Origin of the sequence: Bdellovibrio sp. HCB274 (assembly GCF_047306075.1) — a bacterium.
In the GTDB taxonomy this organism is placed as follows: domain Bacteria; phylum Bdellovibrionota; class Bdellovibrionia; order Bdellovibrionales; family Bdellovibrionaceae; genus Bdellovibrio.
The window spans coordinates 3,000,932-3,019,329 of record NZ_CP178623.1 but is presented as its reverse complement, the minus strand read 5'-3'; the positions used below and the strand labels follow the sequence as shown (position 1 = coordinate 3,019,329).

The following is an 18,398-nucleotide window of genomic DNA, read 5'->3' as shown; positions in this document are numbered from 1 at the left end:
TAGGCTACTGAGTTTCCCAGCCGACGACGCGGCCGCCTTCGAAGTATACGAAGCGGACTTCTTTGCGGTAGCCTGAGGCAGAGGATGTCTGGCGTTCATAGCGCCAGCGTTCGTTTTTATATAAAGGATTGCCGGAAACATCGATGCCTGTTGGCTCACCCCAGGATTTTTTCACATATTCCTGTGGCATTCCAATGGCGATGTCCTGAGTTTCAACCAGGCCCTTCATTTCAGATTTTGGTGCTGTCGAGCGGCTCCAGATTTTATTCTTATTGATCCAAGCCTGACGACCTTCGATGGACGGGATGGAAAGGAACTCCATTTTCTCTGCATCGGATTCCAACCAAGGCAAGATCCGGGAATACTGTTCTTTTTCTTTATTTGAACGAAGTTTGCGCTCCATCTGACGAACCGTTGTTCGATCCTGGATATCCTGAATGTCAGAGGCATTTAGGTTCGCAGGGTCTTTGCCCAATTCGTAAGCGGTTTGGCGGGCCGAACGGTCACGCATAATGTCCCGGGAATCTTGGGAGTAGTCGGAGGATCCATAACCGCTGGACGCGGATCTTTGGAAATTCGAACAAGCTGACAATGAAAGGCCCAAAACTGACACTGCAAACAATACTCTCATGCGTGAACTCCTAAGGTTTCATTGTAGGGGATAAGGGCTTGTTTATAAATTGTTCTTGCGAGAGTTTTGGTTCTTTTCTTACAATCGTCTTGGGAGCGAATATTGGCAGACAATGAAAACACGACCAAAGTAGAGTCTCAGAAACCTGAGGGGGCTCCAGAGGAGGAAAGTTCAGAAGAACTTTTATCTTTGGAATCCTTGGATTCTATTTTGGAAAAAGAAGATCCCGAGTTTGCCAAGTCGCTACAGAACATCGGCCCCGATGATCCATCCAATCCCATCGTCATTGAAGAATCGGATCTGGAATACAAACTTTCAGACGAAGTAAAATACTGGGAAAGACAGGAAGGCTGGCGCCAGAAACTGGTGAAAGTTTTCCCATTCATTCCTCGCATCAGTTATTACGTGCGTCTGCAGCACATGGCTTTGCGTCTTTCATGGCGCAAATTCAAAGAGCAATCCATTCAGTTCCTAAAAAACCTAGGACCGAATCTCAAGACTTTACTGGTAAATGTCGTCAGCGGGTTGAAATCCTGGATCGGTGATGTCATTTCGACCATCAAAGGCTTTTCTATTATTCAAAAAGTCGGTTTGGCGGTGTTGGTAATCGCAACCGGTGCCGGCGGAGTGGTGCTGTACAAGATTGCCACGAATAAGCTGATTCCCGCCCACGAAGAACTTTTCCTGCCGACTCTGGAAGAGTGGGCGGATAAGAAAGAGCTGTATCAGGCCGATCAAGTGGAGCCGTTTTATGATTCCACTCGCGTGGCGCAAAATATTTTTAGCACACAAAGAATTTTCGCGAACATTCGAAAGTCTTCACAATCAGGCCCGAGCCCCATGGCAGCCCTGGAGTTTTTCGTGGAGGGCACCGATGCCGATGTGGTCGTTGAAATCAAAGACCGCGAGCCCGAAGTGAAGGATTTGTTTTTAAGAACAGTCGAAGAGTTTACCTACGACCAATTGGCCTCTGCCGAGGGTAAGCAGATGCTTTGCGAACGTCTTCGCAAAGAAATCAATAAGATCTTGACCAAAGGAAAAGTGCGCAGGATCTTCTTTAAAACAGCAATTATAAAGCCCTAAAGCTATCCACCTTAATATTGTAGTACTTCAGGCGATCGTGCAGAGTCGATTTGGGCATTCCCAAATCCGCAGCCGTGCGACGCTGATTTCCACGATTTGCAGTCAGACGTTTTATAATCATCTGTCTTTCGATTTCTTTAATAACCGGGATGTCATTGTTCACTTCTGACTCGATAGGGTTCAGCAGGGATTTATCCAGTAATTTTTCAATGTGTTTTTCCTCGATATACTCTCGGGGATACAAGGCAGCAGTACGGCTGACCAGGTTTTTTAGCTCACGAATATTTCCGGGCCATGGGTGTTTTTTCAAACGCGCAATAGCACCGAAGGAAAAACGCACACGCATTTTTTTGGCGAACGTATAAAGCAAGTCATCAAAATCCTCCATGCGGTTCACCAATGCAGGAGGTGTCACCGTCACGACATTCAAACGGAAATAAAGATCGGCGCGGAATGCTCCCTGGCGAATTTTTTCCGGAAGACTTTGGTGAGTGGCAGCGATAATGCGAACGTCGGTTTTAATATTGCGATCCGCTCCCACGGGGCGAATTTCGCCGTTTTCCAAAGCACGCAAAAGTTTTGCCTGCAAGGCATAGGAAAGGTCACCGATTTCATCCAAGAATAATGTCCCGCCGCGGGCGGCTTCAAAAGCACCTTTGCGATCAGAAATTGCTCCCGTAAAGCTGCCTTTAACGTGGCCAAATAATTCGCTTTCAATCAATGTTTCACTTAAGGCACTGCAGTTGACGCTTAAGAAGTTGGAATTTTTGCGGGAACTGGAGCTATGAAGGGCCTGCGCGATTATATCTTTACCTGTGCCTGACGGTCCCAGAATAAGAACAGGGAATTCAGTATCTGCAACATTGCGAAGAGTTTGCAGTTCTTCGTTCCAAACTTCGTTACGGCTTTTCAAAGGAAAGTCCGAAGTGTTTTCTGATGTAGTATAAGTAAAAAAGAATTCCTGGGAGCCTGCGCGGATTTGGTCACCTTCCTGAAGGATGGCTTCCATGATGCGGGCATTGTTTACATAAGTACCTTGGGGGCTGCGCAGATCGCGAATATAATAGGTTTGCTCGCGGCGCTCGATGCGGAAGTGTCTGTCGGCGATGTCTTCGCCGTGGATTTGAATCTGACATTGGGCGTCTTTGCCGGTCGTCAGAAACTCGCTGACTTGATAAGTTTTCGGGTTTTCACCGACGTGTTTAAGTAAAGGTTGGGTCATTGTGTTTGTCTCCTTGCGCGAACCCCAAAGCAAGGGCTCTGCCAAGGCTCATCTCGAATTAAACGAAGTCCGGCGGTATCGGGACCTTATAATGTACTGAGCCTAAGATCGCAGTCTAAGAATTGAGAATTGAGAAACTCGGTAATAATTGGTAGCCTACGTTATGCCAAAACAGATCAGATTCATTAAAAGTGCAGTTGTCGAAAAGGACTACCCAGTCCACTCCCTTGCCGAGGTGGCAATCGCCGGCAGATCCAACGCCGGAAAAAGTTCATTCATTAATGGTCTTGCGACGAACAAGATCGCCAAAGTCAGTTCCACTCCAGGTAAAACTCGTTTGTTGAACTTCTTTGATGTCGCAGCCACTTTCGTTTTGGTGGACATGCCGGGGTATGGATTCGCAGCTCGTTCTGGAGATGAAATTCGCGACTGGCACAAGATGATCGAAACTTATTTGTCAGCGCGTGAAAGCCTGGCGGGTTTGATTCTGGTGATGGATATTCGCCGTTCCTGGTCTGAAGATGAAGAACTTCTGCGTCGCTTTTCTGAAACTCAAGGCTTCCCGTTGGCAGTGGTTTTGACCAAGGCTGATAAAATGTCCCGTTCACAAATGCTTCAGGCAGTGGCGAAACTAAAAAAAACCACGGGACTGGATGCGGTGTTTGCAACTTCCTCGATTAAGAAAACCGGCCAGGAAGAAGTCGAAGACTATATCTTTAAGAACTGGATCAAATAGATGAAAATCGTAGGCGTTATCCCAGCAAGATTTGCCTCCACACGTTTCCCCGGAAAACCGCTGGCGATGTTGCAAGGTCGCCCCATGATTCAATGGACGATTGAGGGCGCTAAAAAGTCCAAACTTCTAACCGATCTAATCGTTGCAACTGATGACGAATTAATCAAAGGCGCCGCGGAAGAAGTCGGCGCCAAAGTAGTCATGACTGACAGCCACCTTCCGTCAGGCAGTGACCGCATTCACGCCGCGATCAAAGGCATCGAATGCGATGTCGTGGTCAATATTCAAGGTGATGAGCCATTGGTGACGGGGGAGTTGATTGATAGACTTGCCCAGGTGTTTGTCGATGATCCTAAGATGGATATGGCGACACTGGCGCATCCGATCTCTGAAGAGGAACTGCAAAATCCCAACTCCGTAAAAGTCGTGATGAACGTTAAGGATGAAGCACTTTACTTCAGCCGCTTTCCCATGCCGTATTCAAGGCTTAAAGCCGGTGATATCGGCGATTACTCCGGATGCTTAAAACACATCGGAATGTACGCTTATTCAAAAGATTTCCTGAAAGAATTCTGTGAAGCTCCACAGGCACTGATTGAACGTGCCGAGAGCCTGGAACAGCTTAGAGCTTTGTACCTGGGTGCAAAGATCAAAGTTGTTCGTGTGAAAGAAGCCAGCATCGGGGTGGATACTCCCGAGGATCTGGAAAAATTGGATAAAATTTTAAGTCAGAGGAAATAATGGCCAAAAAACTAACCAGCAAAGCAGCAGGCAAATCCACAAAGAAAGCAACGACTGTGAAAGCGACCAAGAAAACTGTCGCGACCACAAAAGTTTCTACAGCAAAATCGACCAAGACTTCTTTGAAACAAAAATTTATTTTTGTGACAGGGGGAGTGGTATCTTCTATCGGTAAAGGACTGACGGCAGCAAGCCTTGGTGCTTTGCTTGAGGCTCGTGGCCATAAGGTTACGATCATGAAGTTTGACCCTTACCTGAATGTCGATCCGGGAACAATGTCTCCGTTTCAGCACGGGGAAGTTTATGTGACCGAAGACGGTGCCGAGACGGATTTGGATTTGGGCCACTATGAACGCTTTACTTCCGCAGTGATGAATCGTTCTAACTCAGTTTCCACCGGTCAGATCTACGACACCGTTATCGCCCGCGAACGTCGCGGCGACTATCTGGGTGGCACTGTGCAGGTCATTCCTCACATCACCGAAGAAATCAAAGCGCGTATTTATGAAGCCGCACAAGGCAGCGAAGTTATTCTAGTTGAAATCGGTGGTACCGTCGGGGATATCGAATCCCAACCATTCCTGGAAGCCATCCGTCAGATGCGTATTGATGTGGGAATGGATAATTCTGTTCTGGTGCACGTCACTTACGTTCCTTACATTGCAGCAGCGGGCGAGTTGAAATCAAAACCGACACAGCACTCGGTGAAAGAGTTGCGCATGATTGGTTTGCAACCGGATTTCCTGGTTTGCCGCAGTGAAAAGCATATTGATGAAAATCTTAAAGGCAAAATTGCCTTGTTCTGTTCGGTGCAACCAAATCACGTTGTTGCCGCCCAGGACAGTCGCTTCATCTACGAAGTTCCATTGGCTTTGCACAATGAGCAGCTTGATGAATTGATCGTAAAGCGTTTGGGACTTAAACCTCAGCGCTTGAATTTGAAGGGCTGGCAGAATCTGGTGAGCGTCCTTTCAAATCCAGACAGCACCGTAAAAATCGGTGTGGTCGGCAAGTACGTGGAATTGAAAGAGGCTTACAAATCTCTTCACGAAGCGTTGGTGCACGGGGGTGTTGCCAATAAAGCCCGCGTGGAAATCATCTATGTCGATTCCGAAAAGGTGACTGATAAAACTGTAAACTCCCTATTGGGCAAAGTGGACGGTATTCTGGTTCCGGGTGGTTTTGGTACCCGCGGTGTGGAGGGCAAGATCACCGCAATTAAATTTGCCCGTGAAAAGCGCGTTCCATTCTTTGGTATCTGTTTTGGTATGCAGCTCGCTGCAATTGAATTTGCACGCAATGTTTGTGGAATTAAAGATGCCACCAGCCGTGAATTCCATGCTGAAGGCAAACGCAACGGCAACTTTGTGATTGATTCCATGGTAGAGCAGCGTGGCCTGGTCAATAAGGGCGGAACAATGCGCTTAGGGGCGTATCCGTGCGCGATTGCACCGAATACAAAGGCTTCCCAGGTCTATAAGGCCGCACACATCATGGAACGTCATCGTCATCGCTTTGAGTACAACAATAAGTTCAAAGCTTTGTTCGAAAAAAATGGCATGATCGCATCTGGCGTATGTAAAGAACGCGATCTGGTTGAAATTGTCGAGCTTCCTGATCATCCTTGGTTCGTGGCCGTACAATATCATCCGGAGTTCAAGTCCAAACCACTTGAGCCACATCCGTTGTTTGTGCACTTTGTGAAGGCAAGTTTGAAGAATAAATAGGAATTGAATATGTCGAAATTGGTTGAACAGGCACTTAAAGTTTTGGACGTGGAAGCGCAGGCCATTCTGGCATTGAAGCCACGTATTGGTGCGGAATTCGAACAGGTCGTTAAGCTGATCACTTCATGTAAAGGTAAACTTGTTGTGACGGGGATGGGGAAGTCAGGTCAAATTGCTCGCAAGCTGGCCAGCACATTTTCCTCAACCGGAACTCCATCTGTTTTCCTGCATCCGGCAGAAAGCAACCACGGTGATTTAGGCCTGGTTACCAATGACGATGTCATCATGGCACTTTCCTATGGTGGAGAGTCTCCGGAGTTCTCGGGGATTTTAAGCTTTGTCGCGCGCAAAGGCATTCCTTTGATAGCGGTGACTGGCAAACCGTCCTCTTCGCTGGCAAAAGCGGCACAGGTGACGTTAAACGTGGAAGTATCTTCTGAAGCATGCCCATTGGGTCTGGCCCCAACGGCAAGCAGTACTGCCACTTTGGCAATGGGCGACGCTGTTGCCATGGCAGTGATGGCAGAAAAAGGATTTAGCTCTGCAGATTTTGCGGAATTCCATCCCGGTGGCAGTCTGGGCTATCGCCTTTTGACTCGTGTTAAGGATGTCATGCACACGGGCGAAGCCCTTCCAACAGTGGGCCTTAATGCTCCACTAAAAGAAGTGTTCTCGATCATGACCCACAAAGATGTTCGCGGTGCTGCAGGTATCGTCGATGACAAAGGTGATCTGGTCGGAGTCATTACCGACGGTCAGATTCGTCGACGGCTGGAAAAATCAAACGATCCTTTCACCGGTCAGGCTAAAGATCTGATGACCACGAATCCACGAACAATTGATAAGAATGAACTCGCTGAAAAAGCGTTGTTTGTGATGGAACAATTCCAGATCAATATGCTCTTTGTTTTGGATAAAGATGCGTCCCAGCCCCATAAGCCAGTGGGTATTCTGCACGTACAGGACTTATTGAAGGCGCGTGTACGCTAATATACGGGGTTTCAGAAAGAAACCCCGACTCCGTTTTCTTTTGGTTTTCATTTGAATCCATACGAGGTGACTTTTCCGTGGGGGGCCGTTAAACCCATGGATAAGAGGCTTTATTTGACGCTCAATTTTAGAGAATTACCCCCATTCGCAGTTTCCCTGTTCTTGCACCTGGCGGTGTTTGCAGGGCTTTCTGTTGCCGCTCTTAAGCCGCAAAGTACTGCACCGTTTGGGTTCTATAAAAAGGGCGGTCCTGTAGTGGTGGAGTTTGAATCAGCTCCCACAAATGCGACCGCCGTCAAACATATCGCAGCGCCAAAACTTTCTGATGATGGTGACGTTGCTATCGCTAAGAAGAAAATCAAACCTCAGGAAGTGACTCCACCGGCGGCAGTATCTGCTGGAGCAAAAACCTTGGGCCATGAAGATGGAATTCTGACTTCAGGTCCCCTGGGCGAGGCCACAGGCAAGCAGAACGCTTCGATTAAAGAACGCTATCTGTATGAGCTTCGTGTCTTGATTGAAGGCCGCAAAACTTATCCAGTGACGTCGAAAAGATTGCGCGAAACGGGCCGGGTGTTGGTGGAGTTTATCGTTGAAAAAGACGGAACTATTTCTGCCGTGGAAATCAAGCAGGGAACGACTTTCGAGCGTTTGAATGAAGCTGCAAAAAGTTTGATTGCCGGCATTGGAAAATACAAACCATTGCCTGCGGAATTTTCTACGACCTCCGCAAAACTTGAAATACCTATTGAATACTCTTTGCAGTAAATCAGAAACGTGACTGTCCATTAACATTCACTTATGAATGGTCCAGTTAGAAAAAAGGAAACACACTCTACCTCAGGTTTATTGTTTCCTTTAACAACTTTCACTTCGAGTTGATATCAATCCCGACCAAACTCCAGTACGACAAAGGTCTTGTATCAGGGTGCGACACTTGCCGCCATTGTAATAATTTCCCACAATGATTCCGTGGCAATAGAAATATCAAAACTTAAAAATATCAAGATGTTGGTGCTCGATGTCGATGGCGTCATGACCGACACACGAATCTGGTTTGAAAGCGGCGAGTGGCGCCGTTTTTATTCAATCCGTGATGGTGTTGGCATCAAACGTTTGACAGAAGCGGGTTACAAAATCGCAGTCATCACTGGCACTAAGGCAGAGGATGTTCGTGCGCGCGTTAAGTCGCTTGGCATTCAGTATTTCTATGAAGGGGCTCTCGACAAAGAACCCTCTTTCTTACAGCTGCAAAAGGATTCCGGCATTTCACCAAGTGAAATGGCGTATGTGGGCGACGACATTTTCGATATCCCACTTTTGCAGGCGGTGTCCTTCGGCGCCACAGTTCCTGAAGCAGTAGATGAAGTAATAGAGATTGCAGATTACGTGACGAAGCGGCCTGGCGGTTGCGGAGCAGTTCGTGAAGTTTGTGATTACATTTATAAATATGGGGCCTTTTCCTCAGGTAGGTAATTCATGCTAAAGAATGGTTTGAAAGCCTTGATCATCATTGGTGCAGCTTTGCTTCTGCATAAAACGGCGTTTGCAGCCGAGTTGGTCGAGTTGCCAGTAGATGAACTGGCAAAGGAATCCGTACTCCCGGTTTTTGATAAATCGGTGAGCGTTAAAAACCGTCGTGTTGTAACAGCAGGTCGCATTGATGCGAACGTGTTTTATGGTATGGCCCTGACAGAGCCAATTTACGACGTCAGTAAATTTGGATTCTCTGCTTACTACAATTGGAACGAAGAAAATGCCCTCGGTATCCTGTTCTCCAAGAACATGTCGGGTGTTTCCTCTTATGCGACTCAGTTGCAGAACCAATTCGGTCTTGATTATAACTACGCACCAAAACCAGAGATGACGATGATGGCAGATTACAACATCAAAGTTTTCTACGGGAAGATGAGTCTGACGAAATCCATCGTGATCAACACGATGCTGTTCGGTTCAGGTGCTGCCGGGATGGTTAAGTTTGAAAATAAGGCTTATCCGGCTCTCGCGTTGGGTATGGGGCAAAAGTTCTTTTTCAACCCACACTGGGCCCTGCGTTTTGACCTGCGTCTTTATATGAATCAGGCGCCGATTCCGTTCAACTCGAAACTGAATCCTTCAAGCCCTGCGAAACCAGCAAAAGATGAATTTGAAGAACGTCTTACTTACACCACAAACCTCGATGTCGGTTTGTCATACCTGTTTTAAGCGAGGTTGAAAGATGTTGAATAAAAATCTTATCGCAATTTTGATTTTCTCAACGATTCTGGTGCCTGGCTTTGCCAAGGCTCAGGATCTGGGCGGTGGAGAGGACGTTGACACCTTCGAATCTGAAGTAGGTAAGTCAGCTCCTAGAATTGAAAACTCCGCAGCGGCGAGAAACTACGATGATTCTCAGGACAAGAACACGACAGATTTCAAGGGACTTGCGAATCTGGCGCCTTTTCAGGAAATCTCGATCATTCAAAAACGTTTCATGCCTAAAACGGGCCGCTTCGAACTTTTCGGTGGTGGTACGATCGTAACCAATGACCCATTCTTTAATACAATGGGTGGAGTGCTTAAGGCCGGTTACTTTTTGAATGAAACCTGGGGTGTTGAGCTGAATTATTTCGGCCTGACAACTTCGGAGCGTCAATCCACGACGGAACTTGAAACTAACAACCGTGTATCTACTGAAAGCTTGGCGTTCCCGAAATCATACATGGGCGCTGACGTTATGTGGGTGCCAGTGTACGGGAAAATGACCTGGTTTAATAACCGCATCGTTCCCTTTGACCTGTACCTGTCAGGAGGTTACGGAATGACGGAAGTTTCCACTGGCGAAAGCGCTGGAACTATCCACGTGGCTGCCGGTCAGATCTTTTCTTTGACCAAGTCTGTGGCTTTCCGTTGGGACTTCAGCTGGAACTTTTTCAGCGCGACCGTCACCAATAAAGACATTGATGGCAACGTATTGGGCAAATCCACGAACAGCTTTAACAACTTGTTCTTAACTGTAGGCGTAAGCTGGTTCTTTCCGGAGGCAACATACCGATGAGAAAACTACTATTACTCTTGATCGCTACAAGTATGGTGTTGCCCGCTACGGGTGATGCGCAGACGGGCAGAAAAGCCCCTGCGAAACGCCCAACGACGGCGGCTCGTCCTGCCGCACGTAAGGCGCAACCGCCAAACGCTAAGGCGCAACTTGCGCGTGCATTGCAAATGGCTCAAAACGGTCAGTACGCAGCGGCGGCAAATAATCTATTTACTCTGGCTCGTAAGCCGGAGCTGGCAGCTGAACGTCCGCAAATCAAGTACATCCTGGGTACCATGTTGATGCAATTGAAGTTGTATCAAACAGCGGCCTTCCAATTCGTGGATGTGATTCGTTCAGGCAATCCCAAGTATTCAAAACCCGCAATCGAAAAGCTTTCCATTGTGGCCGATGGCTTGGGTGATGATACGATTCTGAACTACGCAATTTCCCGCGTGGATTTGAACGCTATTCCGGCAAGTCAAAAAGACATGGTTTACTTCCGTTTGGGGGAAATCCAACGTCGTAATAAAGACTACGCAAAAGCGATTGATATGTTCAGCCGCGTAGGCGCGAACAGCTCTTACTTCTATCAAGCCACTTACAACCGTGGTTTGTGTGAACTGGAAGCCAATGAAGTGCCTCAGGCCATCACAGTATTCCAAAACATGATTGATGCCCGTGCCACAGCGCCAGTGACTGATACAAATAAAGTTCAGGCACAACTGGCTTTGGCCCGTGCTTACTATCAAAAGAAAGACTGGGATGCAGCGATCGAGGCTTATTCCAGCGTTCCTCGTGACACCCTGGCTTGGCATGATGCGATCTTTGAACAATCCTGGGCGATGTTGCGTTCTGCGCGCTTCCGTTCCGCAATGAGTAACTTTCAAACTCTCCACTCGGCATATTATGAAGACTTTTATATGCCGGAGAGTTTACTTCTGCGTGCGATCGTTTACCTCTACATCTGTAAATACGACGAGATGGAAAAGGTGCTGAACCTTTTCGAAAGCACTTATGGCCCGATCCGTTCGAAAATTGGTAACTTCATTAAAAGTACCAACGACAACATGTACTACTATCAGGAGCTGGAAAAAGCGAAAGTTATCAAGACAACTGATAAGTCCGCGAACCTTCACCTTCCGTACATTGTTCTTAGAAACATCATGGATCAGGGTGACGTGAAACGTGCGATGAATTACCTGGCTCGCTTGAACCAGGAAAAAACGCGTGTTGAAGGCAGCCCGACTTTCCGTGCTTCCGCTTTGGGTCAGTACGCTTTGAAGATTTTGGCAAATCGTTCGAAAAACACCAAGCTGGCAATCGGCGATATGATGAAAGTGCATTTGTTGAACATGCGCACAGAACTTCATGATCTGTACGAGCAGTCTGGCTTCATCCGTTATGAGATGATTAACGGAAGAAAAGAAAGCGTGAAGAAGAAAATCGCTGGTAAAGACCTTGGAGAGCAAATCGACGATAACGTGAACCGTAAGTTCTATATCGAAAATGGCTTCCAATACTATCCGTTCCAGGGCGAGTTCTGGTTGGATGAAATCGGTAACTACCACTATCTGGGTAAACAAAGTTGCGAGTAGGAATTATGAAATTTAACAGGCATAAACTTCTGGTCACGAGTTTAATCACAGCATTGGTCGCGGGTTCCGTGGCACCGGTTCATGCTGCTCCTCCTAAAAAAGGAAAAGCAAAGAAAGCGGCTCCGGCAAGACCGGCAGCCCCGGCCGCATCGACTCAGTCACGTAACAGAACTGTGGGTGAATTGCTGGCGCAGGCCGATCGTGAAAATGCAAAAGCCAAGAAAGACTCAACAGCTTTGCCAACTGCTAATCTGGGGTTTGCCGCTCAGGCAAATCAGGTGAACCTAAGTGCGGTTAAGCCGCCTCGTTCATCAGAGATCATGCAGACTGGCAGTAAAGGTGACCAGAAAGCTCAGTACGAAAAGATTTTGGATCAACAAATCCAGGAGCTTTACAAGCTGACCCAAAGATTTAAAACCAGTCCAAATCGCGGCGAATTGTGGCTTCGTCTGGCTGAATTGTACGTGGAAAAAGCCAGCATTGTGGATTCCCGCAAGCAGGACGAATACGACGCCAAGCTTCGTGCTTTCCAGGAAAAGAAAACCAACCGTAAACCGGTATTGGAACTGGCGGAAGCGCGCGATTACAACCGTAAAGCTGTTCAGTTATATGAATGGTTCCAGCGTGATTTCCCAAAAGATTCCAAAATGCCTCAGGCATTGTTCTTCCTGGGATATAACTACTTTGAATTGGGCGAAGTTAAAAAAGGTGCTCAGTTCTATGAAGAGCTGACAAAAAGATATCCTAAATCCACCTTCGTGGGCGAAGCGCACTTTGCCCTGGGTGAATACTATTTTGAAAATGAAAAATGGTCCGATGCTTATCGTGAATATACATTCCTGATTAAGCAGAAAAGACATCGCTTGCATACCTTTGCCATGTACAAAGGCGGCTGGTGCTTGTTCCGTCTTGGAAAAGTACAGCAGGGTCTTGCGTACCTTGAATACATCATTAAAAGCAGCCGTCAGGAAGAAGCTGAACAGGTGGCGGGTAAAGCCGTCAACCGCACTCGTCTTGAAGGCGAGGCAATGCGTGACCTGGTGGTGTTCTATGCTGAGGGTGGTGATCCAGCCAATGCCGCAAACTATTTCGATGGTTTGATCGGTCAGGGTAGTGATCAGTATCTGGAAAGACTGGCATATCAATATCAGGCTCGCGGAAACAAAGAAGCTTCCCGCGATATCTTTAAATTGTTGATTGCCCGTAACCCGACTTCTCCAAAATCCTTCGAGTTCCAGTACCAAATCGTACAGAACTTCTTCTATGCCAAAAATACGACTCGTTTTAAAGACGAATTGTATGGCTGGGTGAAAGACTACGGTAAAGGCAGTGACTGGTTTGCAGCCAATAACAAGAATAAAGAGTTGATGGACAGTTCTTATAAATTGCGCGAAACAACTTTGCGTAACTATATCCTGCAACAGCATCAAACGGCGCAAAACTCCCGTGCTCAGTTCTCGCAAACTCAGGCGAATGAAGGTTATAAGCTTTATCTTTCTGAGTTCACGGATTCCCCGGCAATCGGCGATATGCACTTCTATTACGGGGAGTTGCTATACGATATGCAAAGATACGACGAAGCTTTCGCTCAGTACCAATGGGTGGCTGAAAAAGCTCCGACGAACAAATTCTATGCAAAAGCTGCGCAGAACTTGATCTTGTCTGTGGAAAAAACAATCCCGACAGACGCAGAAATGCAAAAGCGTGTTGGAAACTCTTTGGATCCGGTGCCATTGGATCCTAAAGTGGAGCGCTTTATCAAAGCCGGCAGCTGGTACGCAGGAAAATTCCCGCAGTCTGAAAAGACTCCGGAAATCAAATTCCGTATTGGCCGTCTTTACTATCAATCGAATCACTTTGACGAAGCTGTCAAAGTTTTCCGTGATATCGTTAAGAACAATCCAAAATCCAAGTACGCGGAGTACTCTGCGAACTTGATCCTGGATGTGTACAACCTGAAAAAAGACTACGCGGGTCTGGAGAAAGTCGGGGCAGAAATGCTTGCGGTTCCTTCCATCGCAGCGTCTCCAGTGGGTAAAGATATCAAAGGCATCATGGAAAAGGCCTCATTCAAAAAAGGTCAGGATCTGGAAGGCCAAAAGAAATTTGCTGAGTCGGCTCAGGCTTACGAGGCTTTCGCGAAATCCAATCCGGGTTCAAACCTTGCGACGACGGCGCTTTACAATGCCGGTATCAACTATGAGCGCGCAGGACAAAATGGCATGGCGATCGCAGCTTACAAAGGTGTGTTGTCATCCAAGGATCCAGAGGCAGAAAAGCTAAGACCAAAAGTTCGCAGATTCCTGGCAAAACAATATCAGGATTCCGCACAGTTTGAAGAAGCGGCAAAGCTTTACAAACAGCTGGCATTGGAAGCTCCAAAAGATCCGTTGTCACCGAACCTGATGTTTAATGCTGCGGTATTGTACGAAGCATTGGGCCGTAGTGATGAAGCTATCCGTTCTTACACTGAGTTCACTAAAATGAACAAAAAACGCAGTGAAAACGTTGAGGTGCTTTACAGTATCGCGACGATTCACCGTAAAGCTGACCAAAAAGGTGCGGCAATCCGTAACTATATGGAATACGTCGAAACCGGCGGCCGCGATCAGGAAAAAGTGGTCGAGAGTGCTTACTGGGTTTACGAGTTGTCCAAAGACGTGGGCGCGATCACGCGTTCCAAGGAATGGGCTGGCAAAGTTGTATCGATCCAAAGACGTTTTGCTCCGAACAAAAAAGGCCCGGGTGCATCTTATGCAGCCAAGCTGAAATTTGCGGATGCATTGACAACGTTTAAAGAAATGCGCTCGATCAACTTCCCTGCGAATCCGGCAAAACAAAAAGCGGCAGCAGACAGAAAGATCGGTTTGTTGACGAAGCTTTCCGGCGAGCTTGTGGATGTGATCAAGTACGACAGTGCCGAGGAAATCATCAGTTCATTGGCACTTCTGGGTGATGCGAATACCAACATGGCGCAGGCTATTACCAATGCACCATTGCCAGGTGGTTTGAATCCGGAAGAAACCAAGCAGTATAAGGCGGGTGTTGAAAAGTTCGCAGAACCTTTTGTGGGCAAAGCGAAAGATTCCTATAAAGCCTGCGTGGATCGTGCATGGGAACTTGAAGCTTATAACGACGCTTACCGTGCAGCTCTGGACTATATGAGCAAAGTGGACCCGGTGAACTACTATAATGGTGGTGAAGTCGGTTCTGAACTTCGTCTGGTGAATTGGATGGGTCAATAATGAAAAAGTATTTGTTGATAACAGTTCTGTTTATTGCAGCTTGTTCTTCCACTCCGAGATCAAACGAGAGTTCCGAAGACATGATGGGTGGTATGGACAGCGTGGCTGATGCACCGATGCCGGAAGCTCCGGCTCAGGAAAAAGCGGATGAGCCGACTCCAGAGCCTCCCAAGGCTGCCCCGGTTGCCTCCTCTCAGTATTCCAACCTGAATTCTGCGATCAAATCCCAGAATGACGAAGGGATCTACCGTGCGGCGACAGATATCCTTGCGCAAAATGGTAACGATGCCCGCGCGTTGAATGCCTTGGCGATGTATCACTTTAAAAAAGGCCGCTTCGACTTGTCCCGCTACCTTTTAAGCAAAGCTATTGGTGCGAATCCCAACATGGCTGAGCTTTATTCGAATTTGGGCGTGGTCCAGTTGGCGCAAAATGAAAGACGTGAGGCGATCAAGTCTTTCAAGAAAGCTCTTTCCATCAATGCGATGGAACCAGTGGCTTCCGCGAACGTAGGCTCTATTTATGTTCAGGAGAAAGACTATAAAAAAGGTCTTTTGGCTTTGGAAGTTGCTTACAGCCGTGGAGTTAAAGACCCAAGAGTGATGAACAATTATGCAGTCGCTTTAACTGCTACAGGCAGTTACGACAAAGCCGCCGACCTATACAAGAGAGTCGTTAAAGAGGACAGCAATAACCGTGAGGCGATGCTGAACTACGCTATTCTTCTGGTTGATAAAATGGAAAAATATAAGGACGGTCTGGACGTTATCAGCAGACTAAAGTTCGTGGGTGGACCGGCAGGGTCGAGTAATAAAATAAATGCTTTGGAGAACAAGGCCAAAGCAGGTTTAAAATAAGTTAATCCTCGAGGGAGTGAACCATGTTGCGAGTTTTAAAATACATATCATTGCTTGGAATCATATCCATGGCTTGCAATTTTGCTTACGCACAAGACGCCGCAAAAAAAGAGCGTAAAGCAACACTGAACTTCGAAGATGAATTGGTTGAAGGGGGCACTCAAAAGCCAGAGTTGTCCTATCTCTTCCAGAAGAAAAATTTCAATTATAAAAGATTGATCAAGTTAAGGGAAAACTTCATTCCTGAGATGAGAAAATCAGCAGAAGACATTCAGCGAGTTCGAGGTAGTAATTGAGATCGCCGTTAATATTCAGAATCTTTAAAGATAACCAACTTGTTGGGGTGAAGCAGTTCGATCAGGATCAGATCGTAATTGGTCACTCTGAAGAAGTTCATGTCGACCTGGATGGTGATGGCGTTTCGCCGATTCACTGTCTATTGGAAAGACGTGATGCCGGATACTATATCTGTGACTTGGGATCTCAAACAGGAACTTTCAAAAACGGTCAGGCGATTCTTGATGAAAGCATTGCCTCTGGTGATGAAGTCAATGTAGGTCCATTTAAAATTGTATTCTTCCTTGGAGTGCCAAAACCAAAAGGTCCGCCTCCAGGTGAAGCTAAAATGGAAGATGCTGTAGCAGCACCCGTAGCTCCGGTTGAAACTCCGGCGGCTCCCGCGATGGCGGCAACACCTCCTCCAGCTCCAGCTGTTCCAACGGAAACGATTACCGTGGCTCCGGTTACTCCGCCGCCACCGGCAGAACCAGCAGCACCGCCAAAAGCGGCGCCTGTAAATCCACCTCCGGCAGCTGTCGAGAAAAAAGAGGAAGTGAAAGTTTCCATTCCAACTGTTGTGCCGGTGATTGATGAAAAAGCGGCTCCAGTTGCAGCGGCGGTTTCCCCAGCGGTGGCGCCGGCAGTTTCTGCGGCTCCTTCACGCCCGGAAATCCGTACGGGAAAAGTTTCCTTTAAGAAAAACAAAAAAGACAAAACCTTCGCCCCACCAAGTGAAGTGCAGGATTTAAAATCATACTTGAAACCAGGTAAAGGCCCAACGGTTCAGGTGATCGTAGCTTGGAAAGAGCGCATCCTGAATACGTACAACTTTAAAGGCAATCAGCCTGTGAAAGTGAACCTGGGTGAAGACAAAGGCGATAGCATTGCTTTGCCGGACGGTATTTTGCCAAAAGGTTTCCAGATTTTGGATATGGCGGGTGGTTTAAAAGTTAACACCTCTGCTGATACTAAAATTGAATTGATCGGTGCCAATGGCAACGTCAGCGTTGAAGAGCTTGAGAGATCCGGTCGTGCGCAAAAAGCGGGTGCGGGTTATTCGGTTCGCGTGGATCAGAACGAAATGCTGTGCCTGGTATTGCCGGGTGGAATGATCCATCTTTACGTTCGTTTTGTTCCTCAGGCACCAGTGGTGCCAATTACGAACGTGATGCTTTCCGGTTCAGAAATGACCGGAATGATCATGTCCATGATCATCGTTGGTTTGCTGGCATTGTATATCTCTGCGACCACTCCAAATGATTGGGAAGAAAACAAGCAGGAAGACGTTCAGCGTATTGCGCAGGTTATCTTTGATAAGACACCGACGCCTCCGCCGAAACCAACTCCGACGCCAAAGCCACCAGAGCCGTCTCCGACTCCGGTGCAACAGCCTACTCCGACACCGACACCAAGAAAAGTTGTCGTGTCTGATAAGGATAAAACGGCACAGCAAAAGAACCCTGCACAAAAACCTCAGCTGGCACAAAAAGCCCAGACTGCAGCTCGTGCAAGCGAAGTTGCTCCTAAGGAAACCAAAGATCGTACTAAAAAGTTCACTTCAACTCGCCAGGGTGGCGCAGTGAAAATGGGTGAGACGGCAAGTGCGAATGCTCAGTCCAAGAACAAAGACCTTTCCAAAGTGGGTCTATTCAGTGCCTTCGGTGGCGGTGGAAACCGTGGATCGATCGACAAAGCTTACTCCGGTCAGGGTGAAGTTTTGGGTATGGCGGACCGTGCAACAGGGACATCCGGTATGAATGAAAACCGTGCGGGTGACGACCTGGGTTCAAAATTCAAAGACTCCGGTGCCGGTGGTAAAGGTACAGCGACTCAAGGTATCGCAGGTATCGGAACCAAAGGTCGTGGGTCAGGCCAGTCAGCTTACGGTGCTTCCGAAGGTTTCGGTTCGAAATCCCAGGTCGCGATCGAAGGCGGTGGTATGGAAGAGTCCTTTGACGGAACTATCGACAAAGAAGCAATTCGTCGTGTGATCCGTGCCAAACTTCACGAAGTTAAGAGCTGCTACGAAAGAGCACTTAACACTGTCGCGAAGGGCACGCGTCTAGAGGGTAAAGTGATCCTGGGTTGGGAAATCGTGGCTCAAGGTCAGGCTCGAAATGTAGTAGTGAAGAGTTCATCACTTGGTAACAAGCAAGTGGAGAACTGTATCAAAGATCGTTTGGCAAGCTGGACATTCCCGGAACCTCCTGCAGGTCTCGTGGCAGTGATCGAAGCTTACCCATTCGTTCTGAACCAACAATAGATTTTAAAGT

16 protein-coding genes are annotated in these 18,398 nt (G+C 47.4%); 14 read left to right on the top strand and 2 right to left on the bottom strand.

What is annotated here, in order from left to right; all coding sequences use genetic code 11:
- Nucleotides 1-4: 4 nt before the first annotated feature.
- Nucleotides 5-631: a hypothetical protein gene (locus tag ACLWNV_RS14620; protein WP_413585179.1), complete on the bottom strand. Its 627-nt coding sequence runs from the start codon at nucleotides 629-631 to the stop codon at nucleotides 5-7.
- 102 nt (nucleotides 632-733) lie between these two features.
- Here ACLWNV_RS14620 and fliL point away from each other — a divergent pair, with 102 nt between their 5' ends.
- Complete coding sequence (fliL, locus tag ACLWNV_RS14615) at nucleotides 734-1,714, top strand: flagellar basal body-associated protein FliL (RefSeq protein WP_413585178.1); 981 nt, start codon at nucleotides 734-736, stop codon at nucleotides 1,712-1,714.
- Here the strand turns inward: fliL and ACLWNV_RS14610 are convergent.
- Nucleotides 1,701-2,936 carry a sigma 54-interacting transcriptional regulator gene (locus ACLWNV_RS14610; protein ID WP_413585177.1) on the bottom strand — a complete coding sequence of 412 codons (1,236 nt, stop codon included), beginning with the start codon at nucleotides 2,934-2,936 and terminating at the stop codon, nucleotides 1,701-1,703. The genes fliL and ACLWNV_RS14610 overlap by 14 nt on opposite strands.
- Nucleotides 2,937-3,099: 163 nt before the next feature.
- Between ACLWNV_RS14610 and yihA the strand changes: the two genes are divergently transcribed.
- The 13 genes from yihA to ACLWNV_RS14545 all read left to right on the top strand — a co-directional run bounded on the left by yihA (nucleotide 3,100) and on the right by ACLWNV_RS14545 (nucleotide 18,388).
- Nucleotides 3,100-3,672, top strand: coding sequence for a ribosome biogenesis GTP-binding protein YihA/YsxC (gene yihA / locus ACLWNV_RS14605; RefSeq protein ID WP_413585176.1), 573 nt, complete (start codon nucleotides 3,100-3,102; stop codon nucleotides 3,670-3,672).
- Entirely contained in the window at nucleotides 3,673-4,413 is a 741-nt protein-coding gene (kdsB, locus tag ACLWNV_RS14600; protein WP_413585175.1) for a 3-deoxy-manno-octulosonate cytidylyltransferase, read from the top strand. It begins immediately after the preceding gene.
- Nucleotides 4,414-4,535: 122 nt separating this feature from the next.
- Nucleotides 4,536-6,140, top strand: a complete 1,605-nt coding sequence (locus tag ACLWNV_RS14595) for a CTP synthase (RefSeq protein WP_413587640.1) — start codon at nucleotides 4,536-4,538, stop codon at nucleotides 6,138-6,140.
- Nucleotides 6,141-6,149: 9 nt separating this feature from the next.
- Nucleotides 6,150-7,130, top strand: a complete 981-nt coding sequence (locus ACLWNV_RS14590; protein ID WP_413585174.1) for a KpsF/GutQ family sugar-phosphate isomerase — start codon at nucleotides 6,150-6,152, stop codon at nucleotides 7,128-7,130.
- A gap of 96 nt (nucleotides 7,131-7,226) precedes the next feature.
- Entirely contained in the window at nucleotides 7,227-7,898 is a 672-nt protein-coding gene (locus ACLWNV_RS14585; RefSeq protein WP_413585173.1) for a TonB family protein, read from the top strand.
- Nucleotides 7,899-8,102: 204 nt separating this feature from the next.
- On the top strand, nucleotides 8,103-8,606 hold the full coding sequence (locus tag ACLWNV_RS14580; RefSeq protein ID WP_413575660.1) for a KdsC family phosphatase: 504 nt from the start codon (nucleotides 8,103-8,105) through the stop codon (nucleotides 8,604-8,606).
- Nucleotides 8,607-8,609: 3 nt separating this feature from the next.
- Entirely contained in the window at nucleotides 8,610-9,335 is a 726-nt protein-coding gene (locus tag ACLWNV_RS14575) for an outer membrane beta-barrel domain-containing protein (protein ID WP_413585172.1), read from the top strand.
- 13 nt (nucleotides 9,336-9,348) lie between these two features.
- Entirely contained in the window at nucleotides 9,349-10,167 is an 819-nt protein-coding gene (locus ACLWNV_RS14570; RefSeq protein ID WP_413585171.1) for an outer membrane beta-barrel domain-containing protein, read from the top strand.
- Nucleotides 10,164-11,744 (top strand): tetratricopeptide repeat protein, encoded by a 1,581-nt coding sequence (locus ACLWNV_RS14565; RefSeq protein ID WP_413585170.1) that lies wholly within the window; start codon nucleotides 10,164-10,166, stop codon nucleotides 11,742-11,744. The genes ACLWNV_RS14570 and ACLWNV_RS14565 overlap by 4 nt, the downstream gene beginning before the upstream one ends.
- A gap of 5 nt (nucleotides 11,745-11,749) precedes the next feature.
- Complete coding sequence (locus tag ACLWNV_RS14560) at nucleotides 11,750-14,989, top strand: tetratricopeptide repeat protein (protein WP_413585169.1); 3,240 nt, start codon at nucleotides 11,750-11,752, stop codon at nucleotides 14,987-14,989.
- A complete protein-coding gene (locus ACLWNV_RS14555) occupies nucleotides 14,989-15,846 on the top strand; it encodes a tetratricopeptide repeat protein (protein ID WP_413585168.1) in 858 nt (285 codons plus the stop codon). The genes ACLWNV_RS14560 and ACLWNV_RS14555 overlap by 1 nt, the downstream gene beginning before the upstream one ends.
- Nucleotides 15,847-15,869: 23 nt before the next feature.
- Nucleotides 15,870-16,142 (top strand): hypothetical protein, encoded by a 273-nt coding sequence (locus ACLWNV_RS14550; RefSeq protein ID WP_413585167.1) that lies wholly within the window; start codon nucleotides 15,870-15,872, stop codon nucleotides 16,140-16,142.
- Nucleotides 16,143-16,189: 47 nt separating this feature from the next.
- Complete coding sequence (locus ACLWNV_RS14545) at nucleotides 16,190-18,388, top strand: AgmX/PglI C-terminal domain-containing protein (RefSeq protein WP_413585166.1); 2,199 nt, start codon at nucleotides 16,190-16,192, stop codon at nucleotides 18,386-18,388.
- Nucleotides 18,389-18,398: the final 10 nt, after the last annotated feature.